The following is a 16,447-nucleotide window of genomic DNA, read 5'->3' as shown; positions in this document are numbered from 1 at the left end:
CAAAATACCGAGTAAAATGGAGGAAATGGGAGAAAAATATGTTTTTTAATAGGTAAACCGACCTTTTTGAATCGTTTTCTCCAAAATGGATTCGGCGATTTAATCGACAGTCTCTGTTTTCCAGTAAAACAAATCATCTGCGCCTTAGAAGCAGAATTAGATGGAGGTTTTCCAGTTATCGAGAGACTTGCCCCCTTTCCCCCTTGTCCCTTGCCTCCATCGATTCCCCTAATTCCTCACTTTCTCGACAACCCGAGATACTCCCGCATGCATAATGGCCCACTCATTTCTATCATAATTGGCACTTTTCGTTTGTCAATGTTTCCTTTATGATGGGTGAAACCGCGAAGGGAGCGCTCAAGCATGAGAAGAACCGCTTATGAAATGACCTCGGAACAAGAAATTGAACAGTTTTTGGGCGAGATGAGCTTCGGCACGCTAGTCATGCAAGGAGAGGAATGGCCGTACGCGGTTCCGATCAACTACGTATACCACCGCAAAAGCATTTATTTGCACGGCAGCAAGGCGGGTCACAAGATGGAAGCGATCCGGACTTGCGGCAAGATCGCGTTCAGCGTCTGCCGGGAATACGCCATCATCCCGTCCTATTTCAGCGATCCGCTGCTCGCTTGTCCGGCGACCGCTTATTTCAAATCCGTGCTGATTCGAGGGCGGGTCGTGGCCGTGGAGGACCCTGCGGAAAAAGCGGACGTGCTTGGCGCGCTTATGCGCAAGCTTCAACCCGAAGGCGGCTACAGCCCGATCGATCCCGCCGATCCGGCCTACGCGCCGCGCTTGCAAGGCGTTGCGGTTCTACGGCTCGTTACCGAATCGTTGACCGCCAAATTCGCCTTCGGCCAGCATTTAAATGAAGAGCGATTCGGCAAAGTATGCATCGGCCTGCGGGAGCGGGGAACGGAGAGCGACTTGCAAACAGCCGCGTTGATGGAGAAATATTCGGGGAGGTGCCCGTTCGAGTAGCAAGCGTCACTCTCCGGACACGCCAAACAGCGCAAGCGGGTGCTTGCGCTCTCGCGCGTTCGCGGCGGCTTACCGCGAGCTTCTTCCGGTCACTAGATGGGCGATCGTCGGGTAGTCCTTCTCCAGCATAAGGAATATGCCTTCCGGATAGACGGGACGACGCTTCAATTGGGACAGCGTGCGCCAGACGAGCTTCACGGAGGAGTGCTCCTTGTGCCACAGCGGCTCGGGAATTTCATCCGTCTGCTCCAGCTCGCAATGATGAATCAGCGTCACTTGATGGTGTTCCTTGCCGTAATATTGAAAAAAATGCTCGTTTACCGCCATGAGAGGACCGACCCGCACAACCAAGTCGTACTCCTCCATAAATTCCCGGATAATCGCTTCGGCCGCTGTCTCGCCGTATTCCACCGTTCCTCCGGCAAACCGGTAAAACGACTCGTCCTCATCGCACTGCACCAATACTTGCCGTTCGGTTCCATACCGGGGGTCACCCGCCTCGAAATCGCGAATCATCACCCCGGCGGCTCTCAATTTCGGATTCATACGTCCCCCTCCCCGCCAGCAAGCTTACGGCGGCAGCCACAGTGTAACAATGTGCCATTATTGTAACCGATCCCAACAAAAAAAGAAAATCGGTTTTTCCTGACATTAACAGTTCCGATATGCCGTTCTACCGTCTCTCGACGCGCATTTGCCGTAAAACATCCCCTACTTGCTGGTATTGGCGCGATTCCTTCGTTCTATACATATTTATGGTCAAAATCCGTCCAGAATGTGCAGCACCCTCATCGCATACCGCCTATTTGAGAAAAAAAATCCCCGGAAGCCGTAGGACGCAGCAAAGCCGCACCTTTCTTCGCAGGGATATTCGTGACAGGTTGCCGGTTACCTCAATTGCTTCATCGGGACCGGGTCCATGTCGGTATAGTCGAGGTTTTCGCCGCCCATGCCCCAGATGAACGTGTAGTTGTTCGTACCGACACCGGAGTGGATCGACCATGTCGGCGATATGATCGCCTGCTCGTTGCGGACGACCAGATGACGGGTTTCCGTCGGCTCGCCCATTAAATGAAAGACTACGCCGTCCTCGGGCATATCGAAATAAAAGTAAGCTTCCGCGCGGCGGTTGTGCGTATGGCTCGGCATCGTATTCCACATGTTGCCCGGCTTCAGCAGCGTCATGCCCATAACGAGCTGGCACGTTTGCACGCCTTGCGCATGGAAATATTTATAAATCGTCCGCTCGTTCGATTGCGCCAAGCTGCCCAGGTGAACCGGCTCGGCCTGATCGATGCCGACTTTGGCGGTAGGGTATGCTTTATGAGCCGTCGTCGACAGCATGTAGAATCTGGCCGGACTGTCCGGATTGTCGCTGCGGAACTGAACGTTCTTGTTGCCCATGCCGACGTACAGACCGTCCTTCGTGTTGAGCTCGTACTCGGTACCGTCTACCGTTACGTATCCTTTAGGGCCGACGTTAATGATGCCGATCTCGCGGCGCTGCAAAAAGTATTCGACGCCAATCGCCTGCTTGTCCGTTTCGAGCGTAAGCGGCTCTTTGCCCGGAATGGCTCCTCCGATAACAAACCGCTCCACATGGCTGTACACGAGACGGATCTCGCCTTGCACGAACAACGATTCAATCAAAAACTCCCGTCTCAAACGGTCGGTATCATAATGTTTTACGTCCTGCGGATTCGATGCGAAACGAATTTCCATGAACAAGTACCTCCTCGAGTCTTTGCGATAATAAGCGGGTTCCGTCGATTTAAACGTTTAAATAATAGAGCGAAGAAACCCTTCTGAACAAGCTTATCATAAACGGCCGCCCGATTCCATCCCGTTTTTTTGCGGCGCAAGCTGGGATAAGGTACAAATTGACGTTATCTCCCCCGAACGAGCCCTTTAACCCGGCTTAACGCTCATACGTACTTTATTTCCCGTCTTTTCCCCTTCCAGACGCTCCCAACGCGAATCTTCATCTAATAAGATACACACCTTATCCCGCACTAGCCCGAAACAAAAGGAAGCGATGGGTGACTCGCCTTTGCCGAAATGGTATAATAAGGCGACTTTACACGATAACACGGTTTGGAAGGATGGACCCAAGTGAACGAACTGGTAAAGCAACTGAACGCTACCATCGAACAACAAAACCCTTATGTGTACTCCATGCTGTCGGGGCTCGGCAAGGCGATCTATTTTCCGAAGGAAGGCATTCTGAGCCAATCCGCCGAAGCGAAGGCGAAGGCGAAGAAGTTTAACGCCACGATCGGCACGGCTCTGGAGCAAGGCAAGCCGATGTATCTCAAGGCGATCCAGGAAACGCTCGGCGCTTACGACCCGAACGATATTTATCCGTATGCGCCTCCGGAAGGCAAGCCGGCGCTGCGCAAAGCTTGGCGCGACAAAATGCTGGTCGAGAACCCTTCGATGCAAGGCAAAACATACAGTAATCCGATCGTCACGAACGCGCTGACCCACGGGCTCAGCATCGTCGCCGACCTGTTCGCGGATGCGGGCGACGCCGTCATTTTTCCGGATAAGAACTGGGAAAACTACGAGCTGTGCTTCGGTGTACGGCGCGGCGCCGAAATCGTCAATTTCCCGCTCTACGACGACAACAACCGGTTTAATGCAGCCGGTCTGCGCGATGCGGTTCTTGCCCAGAAGGAGAAGGGCAAGGCGATCGTCATCCTGAACTTCCCGAACAACCCGACCGGCTATACGCCTACCGCGGAGGAAGGCAAAGAAATCGTCGCGGCGCTTGTCGCGGGAGCCGAGGCCGGCATCAACATCGTAGCCGTTACCGACGACGCCTACTTCAGCTTGTTCTTCGAGGATTCGCTGCACGAGTCGCTGTTCGGACAACTCGCCGATCTGCACCCGCGCATCCTGCCGGTCAAGGTCGACGGCGCAACGAAGGAAGAATTCGTCTGGGGCTTCCGCGTCGGCTTCATCACCTACGCTTCCCAAAGCGAGTCGCTGCTGAGCGCTCTCGAGCAGAAGACGACGGGCATCATCCGCGCCACCATCTCGAGCGGACCGCACCCGTCGCAGACGTTCGTTCTGCGCGCCCTGCAATCGCCGGATTTCGAGGCGCAGCGGCTCGAGAAGTTCAACATCATGAAATCGAGAGCGAACCGGACGAAACAGCTGCTCGACAGCGGCAAATTCGACTCCGCCTGGACGTATTACCCGTTCAACTCCGGCTATTTCATGTGCCTGAGGCTGAAGACGGTTGATGCCGAAGCGCTGCGCGCCCACTTGCTCGATCAATACGGAGTCGGTACGATCGCCCTCGGCGCCACCGACCTGCGCGTCGCCTTCTCCTGCATCGAGGTCGAGCATTTGGAACAATTGTTCGATACGATTTACCAAGGCGTTGGCGATCTGGAGAAAGCTTCTGCGAAATAACACACAAGACATAAACGTACAGCCGATCGACTTCCCGATCGGCTGTTTCGACTTGCATAGCCAAACGGCAAAGAGCCGGAAAGCGAACGGTCGCCCCGTCCTGCTTCCCGGCTCTTTTACCCTATCCGCGCAATGCGCGTATATGTCTCCTCCGGCCGTCCGCCGTATGCGGCGAAGCGGCTCTTTCGTCAACCCGATTACCAGTTGACTTTTATTTTTTTCACGATTTGATTCGTGCCGCTAACCGTCCCGCTTACTGTTACGCTGCGACCAGCGATAAGGGACAACCGGTCGCCGTTCTCGATCGCATAGCTGGCATCAACCGCATAGGATTGGATGATCGGCTGATCGTTCGTATTGGCGGCCATGTTCAAGTAAATTTTCGTAATTTTCTCGTCGCTGCCCATGTCGTAAGAGTACACGCGTCCAGTCACCGAAAAGTCCGCTGCAGGCGTCGTTACAGAGTTCGTAACTTCAACGTAGATGCCCACATTGTTCATCAGTCTAACGCGTACCGTGTCTCCGGCTTGAACGGTCGTGAGCGGTACCCGTACCCCGCCGCGATAAACGAAGGCGTTCGGATCGATCGTAATCGAAGTCGGTACCCCGCTTCTGTTCACGGTAAGCACGTTGTTGTTAGGAGCTGCCGCTACCGTTCCCGTCACCAGGTTTTGCTCCTCACCCGGCATATGATCGCCCGTACGGTCGAGCAGCGCCGCCAGCTGAGCGCGGGTTACCGGTTCGTTCGGACGGAACGAGTTGTCCTCGAAGCCGTCGATAAGCCCTTTCTCGATCGCAACCGCTACATATCCTACGGAACCTGCCGGAACTTGGTGAGCATCCTTGAACGTCAGCTTCGTGTTCATTTTCGCTTTCGCTTCGGCATCCAGCTTCAATGCTTTCACGAGCAGCGTCGTCGCCCACAGACGGTCGGCCGGTTTCTCCGGTTGTACCGAGGAGTCCGCTTCGGAGAACAGGTCGTTCTCGAGCGCAACGGCTACATAACCGACCGCCCATGCATACTGCTGCTTCACTTTGTCGGCGTCTTTGAAGTTAAGCTGCGTGTTCATTTCTTCTTGCGATTCGGCCTGTGCACGCAATCCCATCAACCGGACGGCAGCCGTAATCGCCTGGATGCGAGTCACTTTTTCGTTCGGTCTGAACGTGCCGTCTTCGAAGCCTTCGAATACTTTTTTGCCGGACAGGCTGGCGATATATTTAAGCGCCCATTCCACGTCGCCGCCCTTCATATCGCTGAAGTTGAAGAAGAAGTTGACGTCGCCTTTGTTTTCGAATTTTATATTGCTCGCGCCGCTGCCCGAATTGTTCCAGCTCTGCGCAGGTCGTTTATCGTCGTGCTTGTCGTTGCCTTTTCCTTTGCCGTCCGCGAATGCCGAGCTTGCGCCCCCCACGATCATAGCCAGCGTCATCGTCGTAAGAACCGTTGTTTTGAATATTTTCTTCATGCGAATCATCTCTCCCCGTTTGTTCGTATATGTATGCGATTCCATGGTGATATTCAGACTCAAGAGCGTGCTGCGGGCTTACCCTCTATTGATCAGATAAAGGGAAATGCTTTCCCTGCCCTCTCCGGTCCGGAACCTTCGCGAAGTGTTCCTCGTACTGATAAATCCATTCGCTGAACGAAAATCGTTTGTGGGGGTGTGATAAAAAATGATAGACTTGAACAAGATCGCCTAAGCAGAAAGGGGTTTATGCATGCGCATCAAACGCAATACGGCCATCGCCGCCTCGGTACTCGTACTCATTCTCCTATTCGCGGGCTGGGCGGCAGTCGCTATGAAAGGCGGCAGCAAAGGCGGAAACGAGGACGGCAAAATCGCGGAACAAACCGTACCGTCCGAACAAACGAATCCGCAAACGCTGCCGCCCAAAGACACGAAGCCCGCACCTCCTCCGGAGCCCGTCGTTCCGACGGAGAAGGTCGATGTCGTCATGTTCGGCTCGGAGATGGAAGGGCTGTACTTGGTCCGTGCCGCAGCGGACGAAGGCTTGAAGGTCAAAATACTCGACCCTCGCGATCAGATCGGGGGGCAGCTGATCGAAGGCGAGATGCTCTTCCTGGACGAGACGAAGGACGATCAAGGCCGCTCTCTCGTACAAGGGAAGATCAAGCAGCTGTTCGACGGCTTCAAAAACGCGAAGATCCGCAAAAAAGACGAATTCGTCCGTTACATTGACGAGCTGCGGCGCGACATCCCGATCGAATCCGGCATTACGATAGCTAATGTGAAAACATCCGCTCCGGCGGCGGGCGAATCGGACACCGCCGTTACCTCGGTGGACTACAAGACGAAGGACGGCTCGCTGAAACGGATCGAAGCCGCCTACTGGGTCGACAATACCGACTACGCGGCGCTCGCTTCCCGCTTGAACGTGACGCGGATGCTCGGACTCGAAGCGTTCTACGGACATCCCGACAAGATCGAGTACATGAGCGCCGGCATGATGATGAAATTCAAAAACGTGGACTGGAAAACTTTTTCCACCCATTTTAACGGCTTAACCGCTGAGGAACGAAGCAAAAAGTACGGCGGAGGCTACGTCAACGACAGCTTCGCGATCGGACTGACCGGCATGACGAACGGCTACAAGCCGACGAACGACCGGGTATTCCTCCGCGGACTGAACGCGGTCAGCCAGCGCGACGGTGAAGTGCTGATCAACGCTTTCCTGATCTACACGATCGACCCGTCCGATCCGAAATCGGTAGCCGAAGGGCTCGAGCTCGGCAAGAAAGAAATGCCGCTCATCCTGAACCATTTCCGCAAATCGATCGTCGGCTGGGAGAAAGCGGAGCTGAACGGCTTCCCCGACTATTTGTACATACGCGAATACAACCATTACGAGACGGAATACGTGCTGAAGCCTTCGGACATGCTGGGCGCGAATATGTTCTGGGACAACGTCAGCATCGCGGGATATCCGCTCGACCTGCAGGGGACGAGCGTGAACAAGTGGGGTATAGAGATGGGGCGTCCGGACAAATACGGCATGCCGCTGCGCAGCTTCCTGCTCAAGAAATATTCCAACGTCATCCTGGCCGGCAAAAACGTCGGAGCGTCCGCCATCGCTTACGGCAGCGCCCGCATCCAGCCGAACACGGGCCTCGCCGCCGAATCGATCGGCGTCATCCTCGGTCAAATTCAGGGCAAGAAGAAGCTGAAGGAGCTGACCGAAGCCGATATGCCGGCACTGCATCAATATTTGGAGACGAAGTACAAAATCAAGCTGACCGGCGTCAAGGGCAACAACAAGCTGGCCGGCTGGACGAAGGACGAGCTGAGCAAGCTGGACACCGGGGATATCGTCTACGCGCAGTACAAACGGAAGTAAAGGACAGGCCTCCGAGGCCGCCATGCAGGCGGAAGCGGAGGCCTTCTGCTTGTTATCCTGCGCGTAAAATAAAGGCGGTTTGAGCCTCTATTTTAGGGAGGAGCCGGGAAAGACTGCTATTAGTCATGACGCCGCTTGTCTCGCCGCTTCATGCAGCGGGACACGAAAAAACCTGCCAAGATGACAGGTTTTCTATGCAATCCGTACAATCTTCAGAGAAGCTCGTTTCACGCGCCCGCCTGCTTCTCCCCGAGCACACGGTTCGTCCGTTCCTCGATGCGGCGGCAAACGTCCTCGGGAGTGTCCATGTTCGCCCAAAGCGTATGAAGCTCGTCGTACAGGATCGCCGTAACGTCGCTCACAATGCCCAGCTCCCGGTGCGAGTGGCTGTGCTCGAGCGCGTCGATGAACACGTTGTAATGCTCCGGATGGATATCCGGGTTCAGCAGCGAATTGTCCTCCGCGACCGAACGGAGCACGGGAACGGTACAGCCGGTCTGCTTCAGCAGCGTCTGGGCTTCTTGACCGACGAAGAAATCGATGAAGCTTTGGGCCACCTTCACTTTGTCGGTATATTTGTTGATGCCGAGGGAGCCGCACAGCAGGAGCGTGCCTTTCTCCCGGTTTTTCGGTACGGGCAGAACGTCCCACCTAAGATCCATGTTGCGGAATTCGTTCATGAAATAGTAGGTCGAAAGGATCATCGCGCATCGTTTTCTTTTGAAAATATGTTCCGCGAGGTAGCTTCTCGAATGCGAATAAATCGGCGACACCTGGTGCTTGTACATCAGGTCGTTGCAGAACTGCAGCGCCTCCACGTTGCGTTCGTTCGCGAATACGGAACGGCTGCCGTCCGGCGACTTGAACCTTCCGCCGTTCTGCAGGATGAATGCCGGCCATCGGTTCGTCGAAGACGAGAAGCAGAAGCCGTACTGGTCGATCATGCCGTCTTCGTTCGGCTCCGCCGTGCATTTCTTGGCGGTCTCCAGCAGCTCGTCCCAAGTACTCGCCGGATCTTCGCCCGTTATGCCCGCCCGCTCGAACATATCCTTGTTATAGCATATGACGACCGGCGAGAAATGAATCGGTACCGAGAGAAGCGTACCGTCGAACGTAAACAAATCGAACAGCTTCGAATAGCTGTCGGCGGACGGCTGCAGCTTCGGAGGCTGGTAAGGCTCGATGATGCCCAGCTTGTCGAGCTCGATCAAATTGAGGAAATGGCCGTCCGAGATGAAGAACAAGTCCGGTCCCGTCCCGCTCTCGACCATATCGGCCAGCCTCTTCGCGTACTGTTCTGCCGGCAATATGATCAAATCGACCTTCACGTACGGGTGGCTTGCTTCGTACCGGTTAATGATCGTCTGCAGCACATCCTGCTCATACGACGCCGAAAACCACGAGATCGTAATCGTCTGCCGGACGATTTCCTCGACGGGAGGCTTCACCCGGTTGCCTTTGCCGGCGATTTTATCGATCAGCCCTTCTTCCACAAGCTGCGCCAGCACTTTGCGCACGGATACCCGGCTAATTTTATACTTCTCGCTAAGCGTGTTCTCGGGCAAAATGAATTCGCCCGGCTTTAAGCTGCCGCTTAATATTTCATTTCTCAGCTCGGTCAAAAAATGATCGTACCGTTCTTGAAACAGGTTTCTTCTTCGCAGCAATAGATTCCGCCCCAATACAAGTTCATTATTCCTATTTTACCTTAGATGACATGGTTTGTAAATTACGCCGCAAATGTACTGTGTTTCCGAGTCGGTTGATCGCATTTTACTCCAGCGTACCGTTAAGGAAGTTTCCGGTTTTAAAGCTTTTTGAAGTAAGCCAAGTTTGGTTGTATCCCTTCAAAGCGGACGGCTGGGCGATGAGCGGATCCTCAATATGATTGCCGATAAACGTAAGCGTTTTCAAACTGCCGTTATCTACAACGACTACCCCATCGTGACGGATCGTCTGATTGGTCGATATTTGATTGCCCTGTACGTTCAATTGCTTGCATTGCGGCAAATAGAACGTATATTCGTTACATTCCTCGACAAAAGCTTGATTGCCTGAAACATCGATCTTAGTATCGCGATTTCCGGCTGAAGAGGCTGTAGACAACAAGATCAAATAAGAAATTCGGCCGGCCCGAATTATGTTGTTTTTGATCTGCACGGTTCCTTTTTGAAAGTTGAAGTAGCCGTAGATCGGGTAAGCCTCTCCTTCTCCAATTCCGAAGTCCGTAAACTGATTGCCTTCAATCAAGTAATTGTGATACTCGTCCGGCAAGAGAGACGTTGAATAAGGGCCGAAATTGATTCCGGTAATCCACGTGTAGGGAGCGGGAATTCCAATCGTCTGTCTGCGCATGCCGGAGATAAAATTGCCGCGAATCGTCACGTTGCCCGTCCGGGGCCCTACTACATAAATCCCGTACAGCCGGTTGCCGTGACAAATATTTCCTTCGATGACAGCGTTGACTCCGGCATGAAGGTCGATCCCTTTGCGGTAGTTGTAGTTGGCCCGGTTGCCGATGATCTGAATATGTCTGGGCATCCCACCCGACGATCCGGCGCAGCCGTAACCGGTCCCTCCGTCTAGTACAGAGCCGTGATATTCCAGATCGCAATCGATGATGCTAATAAATTCGACATAACCGAACAACACGCCTCCAACACGATTGTGATGAAGGTAACACTGATGCACCTTGAACCGTTTGGCATAAGCGGAGCTCGTTCCCGACACATAGACCGCATTTGCATTAAAACCGGATATTTCCACTTGCTCGACAAGCACATCCTCGCACCGGTTGAAGTTCAGCGCATTCACTTTCCCGTTATAGCTTTCACCGACGTTCGGAAAAAAAGTGCCGGTATATTGAAGGTTCAACCTTTTTACAGTAATGCCGACCAGTCCGGCTTGGAACGTGAATAAGCTGGCTGTCTGCTCGGTGTCGGCAGCCGTTTGTTCGTAAGTGTACACGATTTTGGATTTGCAGCCTTGACCCGCAAGCGTTATACAATCCTTTGCAACTGACAGATTCCCGGTCACCAGATAAGTACCGATCGGGAAAAATACAGTGCCCCCTTCAGGAACGGCGACTAAAGCGCTGCGGATTGCAGCCGTGTCATCATCCGTCCCGTTACCGGCTGCGCCGAAATCCCTCACATTCACGATGGGCCCCGTCGTCGTAATCAATTCCTGCAGCTTCGTTTTTTTCTTGCCGGCCATATTGCCGTATACGGAATCCACTACATCATCACCCTTGTCTTTCGCATATCCTGGAGTCATACTGCTCATTACGGTGCCTGCAGCCATGGCGACGCTCGCAAAGCCAACCGACGCCAAAAGTTTTCTTCTGCTGATTGAAGTTCCCGCCGCTTGCGCCTCGGAACCGTCCGTCCGGTCCGCTTGTTGAATGATCGATTGCTCTTGTGACCCGCTTCCGTTTAGCTGCTGCTTTTCTCCGGTTGCATCTTCGTTGCGGTTTCGTTCCGACATGTTCATTCCTCCATTATGGATCATTTATATGACTGGACTATAGATGACCTTGGATAAAACGCACGCTTCGGCTGTCGCCACGCAATTGAAAGCGGATACAATTCTGGTCATGCCGGGAATCGATCCGGTGCATTGGATTAAATCGCAGGCGATGTCGACTATCCGCTCGTCATGTCGAAGCCTTCCATTACCTGCTAATTCCAATCGTACCGATTCGCCGCCCCGAAATCTTTACCGAAACTGCCATAATCTTTAACATTTTTACCGGAACGTCCCTCCCCGGCAAGCGATCGCGGTCTGCAGCATACATTGCCCTGCCCGGATCGGATCCTGAGCGTTTCCTTCCCATACTTCTGTTCCGTGTGTAAGGCCGATATTTGGATGAAATCCGAAAAGGAATCCGGCTTCATCTCTTCGAGCCTTCGACGGACGACAGGTGTCCCTTCTCCGGCAATCCATAATAGAGCGACCGGAGAAAGGGTCTGCTGGGAGTCACGTCAAGCGTTTGGTAGTGTAGAACAAGCTTAATAAGTTCACGTCATTCATCGGAATCGCAGCCGAATCTACCCCGGTTGAGGAGTGAAGCCGTTTCATCATGGGCGTATTGTCTGACCGAGGATATCAATTTTGTATATTGTATCCTTCAAGTACCGGCATATTAGACGAAGTTTAAACCTGCCGGGTAAGGAAACGGAATCGGAAAGAGATCGGCCGTCGGGGATATTTCACCACCGGACGAAATGCTTTCCGCGCCGTTTCGATCGAATACGAGGGATATGAACGCTTCTGGTGTCAGCTCCCAAGAACGGCCCTCCCGTTCCACGACATATCCGCCGTTTTCCGATAATCGGAATCGCAGCCCGCTGAAGGCGCCGGCATTTTTCGCTTCAAGCCATGGAGCAAGCTGGACGAGAAGCGCTTCCGGATCGACGACCGCGATCGTCCCGCTTTGTTTGCCGGGAGCTCCCGCGCATCCGGCCTGCTCCAAGACGCCGGCGAACTCGGATTCGTGCCGGGGGACGACCGCTCTCAGCTTCTCTGCGCGGGCTTCCCCCGCTCCGCGAGCCGCCAGCGCGGCCGCCAGGACCGGATCGCCCGCCCATTCGATCAGCATCGGGTTGCCGCGCGGAGCGATTCGGCCGTTCGGAACGGCAATTACCGCAAACGCCGCGGCTTCACCGCCTCGCTCCGCCACCCATACGCGGTGAATCAGCTTGCTGTTGCTTGCCGTCGGCTCGGCCCGGATCATCGAGGCCAAATCCCATAGGCTCTGTTCGAACCGTACGGCGCGCTGTCCGGCCAACCGCCTCACCGCGAACCAGTCGGTCGGCGCGAACGGACGCAAAACCGCTTCCCGGGCCGCCGGGGCATTTGCCAGTTTAGCCATAGCCTCTCCGTCCAACAAATACGATGCCGTATTTCCGAACGTCCGGCAGCCGAACCGCTCGTACATGCCTCTATTGCCCGATACGAGAATAATCGGGACCCCCGCCTGTCGGCTATGCTCCCGGATCAGCTCCAGAATCGCTCCGGCATACCCTTTGCCGCGATGGTCGGGATGCGTGCAGACGGCGCCGATCGAATAGACGTTAAGATGGGCATCGCCGATCCAGATGACGGACGGCACGAAGCCGACGAACGATACAATCGCCCCGTCGACGAATGCCCCGTAAGATTGCAGTAAGCTCGGAGAAAAAGCGTTCGGATACGCATCCCCCATCGATTTGTGATCGGCGTCCCGGAAGACGAGGTCGGCCAACGCCGCCGCAGCCCGGAATTCGTCCGGACGGAGTAAACGTATTTCTTCCATGGATGTCAGCTCCATTTACTTTGGTAGTATTGCTTTTCCAAACGGCATGCATCATTCGTCATCGGCATCGCGTCTCCGGGTACGCCAAACGGCCCATGCGCTCGCTGCATAGAGCAGTGCGCTTGCATAAAACAATGTGTCGATCGTGAGCCAGTCGATCAAATAACCGCCGGCAATGACGGCAAAGCCGGAAGCGACCGAAGTCCAGAAATGATAGGAGCCGATCACGGTCCCGCGTTCTCCGCTCTGCGTATAATCGGCCAGCAGCAGCCGCTCGCTCATTTTTTGCATCGCATTGCATACTCCCATCGCCAGCTGCAGAGCGAGCACCCACAAGTAGGACGACACCCAAGGAAACGCGATCATCGCCGCGCTCATGCCGACCGAGCTCGCGATCAGAATCGAATGGCTGTGCCGATCGAGACGCGGGGCGATCCATTGCGAGGCCGCAGCCGAGCTGATCGTGAAGACGGCGAAGGCCAGCCCGTATTTGGCGTAGCTGTTCCCCAAATTTTTCAGAAACAGCAAGTAATAAGGGTAGATCATGCCGGCAGCCAGCGTCACGATGCTTTGCGAACGAATGAGCCATTTTGCATCCAACACTACTCCCCCTTATACTGCGCATAGAAATAGTTCATGAACAAGCCTTCGGGATCGTACCGGTCTTTCCTCCGGAAAAATTCCGCCTGCTCCGGATAGGCGGCCCGAAATTGCTCCAGGCTCGGGTAAGGCGCATACGGCAAATAATACGTCCCCCGGTGCCGGAGCACCTCATCGATCACCCGCCGGATGCCGGCTTCGTACCGGGCTTGCCCTTGCGCGGACAGCGGCGCGTGAAACAAGCACACGAGGGCGAACATATCTTCTCTCGCGTACGACAGCAGCGCCTCCCGATCCTCGTTGACATACCGGACCGTAATGTTCAGCAAATTCAACTGCTCCTCCTGCAGCACTTTCCTCATTTCCGATACGAAGCCGGAAAACTCGTTCACCGGGATAAAATATTCCTGCAGCAGATCGTTCTTACCCGGCTGCCGGTATTCCATGAATTCCGATTCCGAGCGCATCGCGTTATTGCGGCTGATCCGCTTATCCTGCTGCATCGGGACGACCTTTTGCTGCAAATCCCAGTATGCGTTCTTCCCCCAGCCGGACAACCGGTTCATATGGAACAGCAGCTTCTTGACGCCGACGAACGTTTCCCGGGTATTTAACGCGTCGTATTGCCGAAGTGATGCGGCTTGGTCCAAAGTGTAGTTAATGGCGTACATATCCGTAAGGAAGCTCTCGGGAGCTACAGAGAGACGGGCGATATGCATCCTAATGTCGGGATTCGCCAGAACCCGTTCCCGGAAATAAGAGCTGTACCGGTCCGCCGTAACGGCTTCCGTCGACATCCGGTACATCTCGTCCTCCGCAAGATGAAGCGTTACATCCGTAATAACGCCGAACAACCCGTATCCGCCGAGCGCGGCCGTGAATAAATCGGGATGCTCCGTTCGGCTGACTTGCCGGATTTGTCCGTCGGGTGCGAGCAGCCGGAACGATTCGACGGAGCCGATCATGGAGCCGTTCCGGATGTCCCTTCCGTGGGCATTGATGCTGATCGAGCCGCCTACCGTAAAAATATTTTGCGACTGCATCGTCTTCACGGCCAACCCGCTGGAGTTGATTTTGTTTTGAATATCGCCCCAAGTCGCTCCGGCTTGCACGCGGATCGTTTTGGCCGCTGGATCGAACTCGAGTATCTTGTTGTAGGAAGTCATGTCGAGAACGATCCCGTCCTCGTAATACGTATGGCCGCCTTGACTGTGACGCTGCCCCGCGACGGAGACGGTCAGCCCTTTCTCCCGCGCTTCCTTCACCAATCCGACCAGCTGCCGCTCTTCCTTGCCCTTCACGATCCGTTCCACCTTGACGGGATGCAGCTTGCCGTAATCGGTAATGAGATACGGGTCCTGATCCGGGGATCCGGTGCGGACATATTCGAACAAGCAGAGCGCGGCCAGTAAACAAAGTGCGATGCCCTTCTTCACCCGGCACCTCCTGCTACGGAACATTCTTTCGTCGAAAATTCGACAAGCGGAACGAAAATCCTTTTTCCCATTGCAGGCAACGGCCAAACATGATAGAGTCCTGAAATATAACGCCTATGCGAAAGCCGGCGTAAAACAATATTGGATCGTCGATCCGTATCACGAGTTCATCGAAACGTTCATCGGGAAAGACGGCTCCTTCGAAAGATCCGGACAATATTTTAAAGCGGACGTTATTACCGATAATCCGTTCGACCAGTTTCGCCTTGATTTGAAGGAGCTTTTCGAAGAAATGGGCTAGCCCGCTTGGAACAGATGCTAAAGAGCCCGGAGCCTTTCGGCCCGAGCTCTTGTTGTATGTTGCACACCTTCGCCGCTTACGCTCCCGCCCGCGCCTTGGCGAACGCCGCGCTGCCGACGACGCCCGCATCGTCGTTCATCTCGGCGAGCTTGATGACGACCCGGTTGCGGTACATCGGAAGAATGAGCGGCATGAGCGCCTCCCGCATCGGAGCTAGCAGCCGCTCGCCCGCGTTCGCGGCGCCGCCGCCGATGACGACGACGTCCGGGCTCCACAGTGTGATCGCCCATGCCAGTCCTTTGGCCAAGTTGCGTCCAACGAATTCCAGCACCTCTTTGGCCAAAGCATCGCCTTCATCGTAGGCTCGGGAGATGTCCGCCGCAGTGATCTCTTTACGGCGCTCGCCGGGAAACCAATCCTGCAAAATGCTCGGCTGTCCGAGCGCAAGCTTCTCTCTCGCAATCCTTGCGATCCCCGTTGCCGAAGCGATCGTCTCGAGGCACCCCCGCATCCCGCAGCCGCACAAGGCGCTTTCTCCATCCAGCGGAACGTGGCCGAGCTCGCCCGCGAGAAACCCGCTGCCATAATACAGCTCGCCTTTGTTGATCATCGCCGCCGCGATCCCGGTTCCGAGCGTGATGCCCATGACGTGATCGTAGCCGCGACCGGCTCCCGCTGCCGCTTCTCCGTACGTATACATCCGGACGTCGTTGTCGATAAAGACGGGAATGCCGCCCAGCAATTCGCCCAACTTGTCGCTGACGGGAACGTTTTCCCACTTCAGATTGGCCGAGGACAGCGAGATTCCGCGAACCGGATCGATGAAGCCGGGATTGCCCATCCCGACCGCCCCCAGAGCCGTTCTCGACAAACCTTCCTGAGCCAGCAATTCGTCGATCATCGAGGCGATTAGGTTCAGCACGTAGTCCGCCCCGTTCGCCGCGCCCGTCGGCTTCTTCGTTTTGCGTAGCAATTGCAGCCGCTCGTCCAGCAGCCCGCATACAATATTCGTTCCACCGATATCGACACCGATATAATGGGTAGTCAAGACGACTC

Annotated in this window: 13 protein-coding genes; 4 read left to right on the top strand and 9 right to left on the bottom strand. The window is 54.9% G+C overall.

The features are described from left to right. The first annotated feature begins 363 nt into the window (after positions 1–363). Positions 364–981: a pyridoxamine 5'-phosphate oxidase family protein gene (locus FE783_RS31445; protein WP_138883362.1), complete on the top strand. Its 618-nt coding sequence runs from the start codon at positions 364–366 to the stop codon at positions 979–981. Positions 982–1,050: 69 nt separating this feature from the next. On the opposite strand, the gene FE783_RS31440 is transcribed toward FE783_RS31445, so the two are convergent. Continuing rightward, entirely contained in the window at positions 1,051–1,527 is a 477-nt protein-coding gene (locus FE783_RS31440; RefSeq protein WP_338015923.1) for an NUDIX domain-containing protein, read from the bottom strand. A 342-nt stretch (positions 1,528–1,869) separates the two neighbouring features. Then, on the bottom strand, positions 1,870–2,703 hold the full coding sequence (kduI, locus tag FE783_RS31435) for a 5-dehydro-4-deoxy-D-glucuronate isomerase (protein WP_202916295.1): 834 nt from the start codon (positions 2,701–2,703) through the stop codon (positions 1,870–1,872). 390 nt (positions 2,704–3,093) lie between these two features. Between kduI and FE783_RS31430 the strand changes: the two genes are divergently transcribed. Further along, on the top strand, positions 3,094–4,401 hold the full coding sequence (locus tag FE783_RS31430) for an aminotransferase class I/II-fold pyridoxal phosphate-dependent enzyme (RefSeq protein WP_138883360.1): 1,308 nt from the start codon (positions 3,094–3,096) through the stop codon (positions 4,399–4,401). Between the two features lie 197 nt (positions 4,402–4,598). On the opposite strand, the gene FE783_RS31425 is transcribed toward FE783_RS31430, so the two are convergent. Then, positions 4,599–5,867, bottom strand: a complete 1,269-nt coding sequence (locus FE783_RS31425) for an S-layer homology domain-containing protein (RefSeq protein ID WP_138883359.1) — start codon at positions 5,865–5,867, stop codon at positions 4,599–4,601. Positions 5,868–6,120: 253 nt separating this feature from the next. Here FE783_RS31425 and FE783_RS31420 point away from each other — a divergent pair, with 253 nt between their 5' ends. After that, complete coding sequence (locus tag FE783_RS31420) at positions 6,121–7,758, top strand: FAD-dependent oxidoreductase (RefSeq protein WP_138883358.1); 1,638 nt, start codon at positions 6,121–6,123, stop codon at positions 7,756–7,758. Between the two features lie 227 nt (positions 7,759–7,985). Here FE783_RS31420 and FE783_RS31415 read toward each other — a convergent pair whose 3' ends face one another. The 5 genes from FE783_RS31415 to FE783_RS31395 form a co-directional block, all read right to left on the bottom strand. Next, positions 7,986–9,425, bottom strand: a complete 1,440-nt coding sequence (locus FE783_RS31415) for an extracellular solute-binding protein (protein ID WP_138883357.1) — start codon at positions 9,423–9,425, stop codon at positions 7,986–7,988. A gap of 106 nt (positions 9,426–9,531) precedes the next feature. Continuing rightward, entirely contained in the window at positions 9,532–11,244 is a 1,713-nt protein-coding gene (locus FE783_RS31410; RefSeq protein ID WP_158302151.1) for a right-handed parallel beta-helix repeat-containing protein, read from the bottom strand. 658 nt (positions 11,245–11,902) lie between these two features. Continuing rightward, positions 11,903–13,054 (bottom strand): GNAT family N-acetyltransferase, encoded by a 1,152-nt coding sequence (locus tag FE783_RS31405; protein WP_158302150.1) that lies wholly within the window; start codon positions 13,052–13,054, stop codon positions 11,903–11,905. 51 nt (positions 13,055–13,105) lie between these two features. After that, entirely contained in the window at positions 13,106–13,654 is a 549-nt protein-coding gene (locus tag FE783_RS31400; protein WP_138883354.1) for an MFS transporter, read from the bottom strand. A gap of 2 nt (positions 13,655–13,656) precedes the next feature. Beyond that, entirely contained in the window at positions 13,657–15,090 is a 1,434-nt protein-coding gene (locus FE783_RS31395; RefSeq protein WP_138883353.1) for an FAD-binding oxidoreductase, read from the bottom strand. Between the two features lie 70 nt (positions 15,091–15,160). Between FE783_RS31395 and FE783_RS31390 the strand changes: the two genes are divergently transcribed. Next, on the top strand, positions 15,161–15,391 hold the full coding sequence (locus tag FE783_RS31390) for a Uma2 family endonuclease (protein ID WP_158302149.1): 231 nt from the start codon (positions 15,161–15,163) through the stop codon (positions 15,389–15,391). A 76-nt stretch (positions 15,392–15,467) separates the two neighbouring features. Here FE783_RS31390 and FE783_RS31385 read toward each other — a convergent pair whose 3' ends face one another. After that, positions 15,468–16,439 carry an ROK family protein gene (locus FE783_RS31385; protein WP_138883351.1) on the bottom strand — a complete coding sequence of 324 codons (972 nt, stop codon included), beginning with the start codon at positions 16,437–16,439 and terminating at the stop codon, positions 15,468–15,470. Positions 16,440–16,447: the final 8 nt, after the last annotated feature.

It is taken from the genome of Paenibacillus mesophilus, assembly GCF_005938385.1.
Classification (GTDB): Bacteria; Bacillota; Bacilli; order Paenibacillales; family NBRC-103111; genus Paenibacillus_AB; species Paenibacillus_AB mesophilus.
The sequence above is the reverse complement of the archived record's forward strand: the minus strand, read 5'-3'. Positions and strand labels throughout refer to the sequence as shown.

Excerpts from the sequence above, each read along its gene's own strand:
- FE783_RS31425 (WP_138883359.1), bottom strand. The coding sequence starts at position 5,867 with ATGAAGAAAATATTCAAAACAACGGTTCTTACGACGATGACGCTGGCT.
- kduI (WP_202916295.1), bottom strand. The coding sequence starts at position 2,703 with ATGGAAATTCGTTTCGCATCGAATCCGCAGGACGTAAAACATTATGAT.
- FE783_RS31420 (WP_138883358.1), top strand. The coding sequence starts at position 6,121 with ATGCGCATCAAACGCAATACGGCCATCGCCGCCTCGGTACTCGTACTC.
- FE783_RS31445 (WP_138883362.1), top strand. The coding sequence starts at position 364 with ATGAGAAGAACCGCTTATGAAATGACCTCGGAACAAGAAATTGAACAG.
- FE783_RS31405 (WP_158302150.1), bottom strand. The coding sequence starts at position 13,054 with ATGGAAGAAATACGTTTACTCCGTCCGGACGAATTCCGGGCTGCGGCG.
- FE783_RS31440 (WP_338015923.1), bottom strand. The coding sequence starts at position 1,527 with ATGAATCCGAAATTGAGAGCCGCCGGGGTGATGATTCGCGATTTCGAG.
- FE783_RS31410 (WP_158302151.1), bottom strand. The coding sequence starts at position 11,244 with ATGTCGGAACGAAACCGCAACGAAGATGCAACCGGAGAAAAGCAGCAG.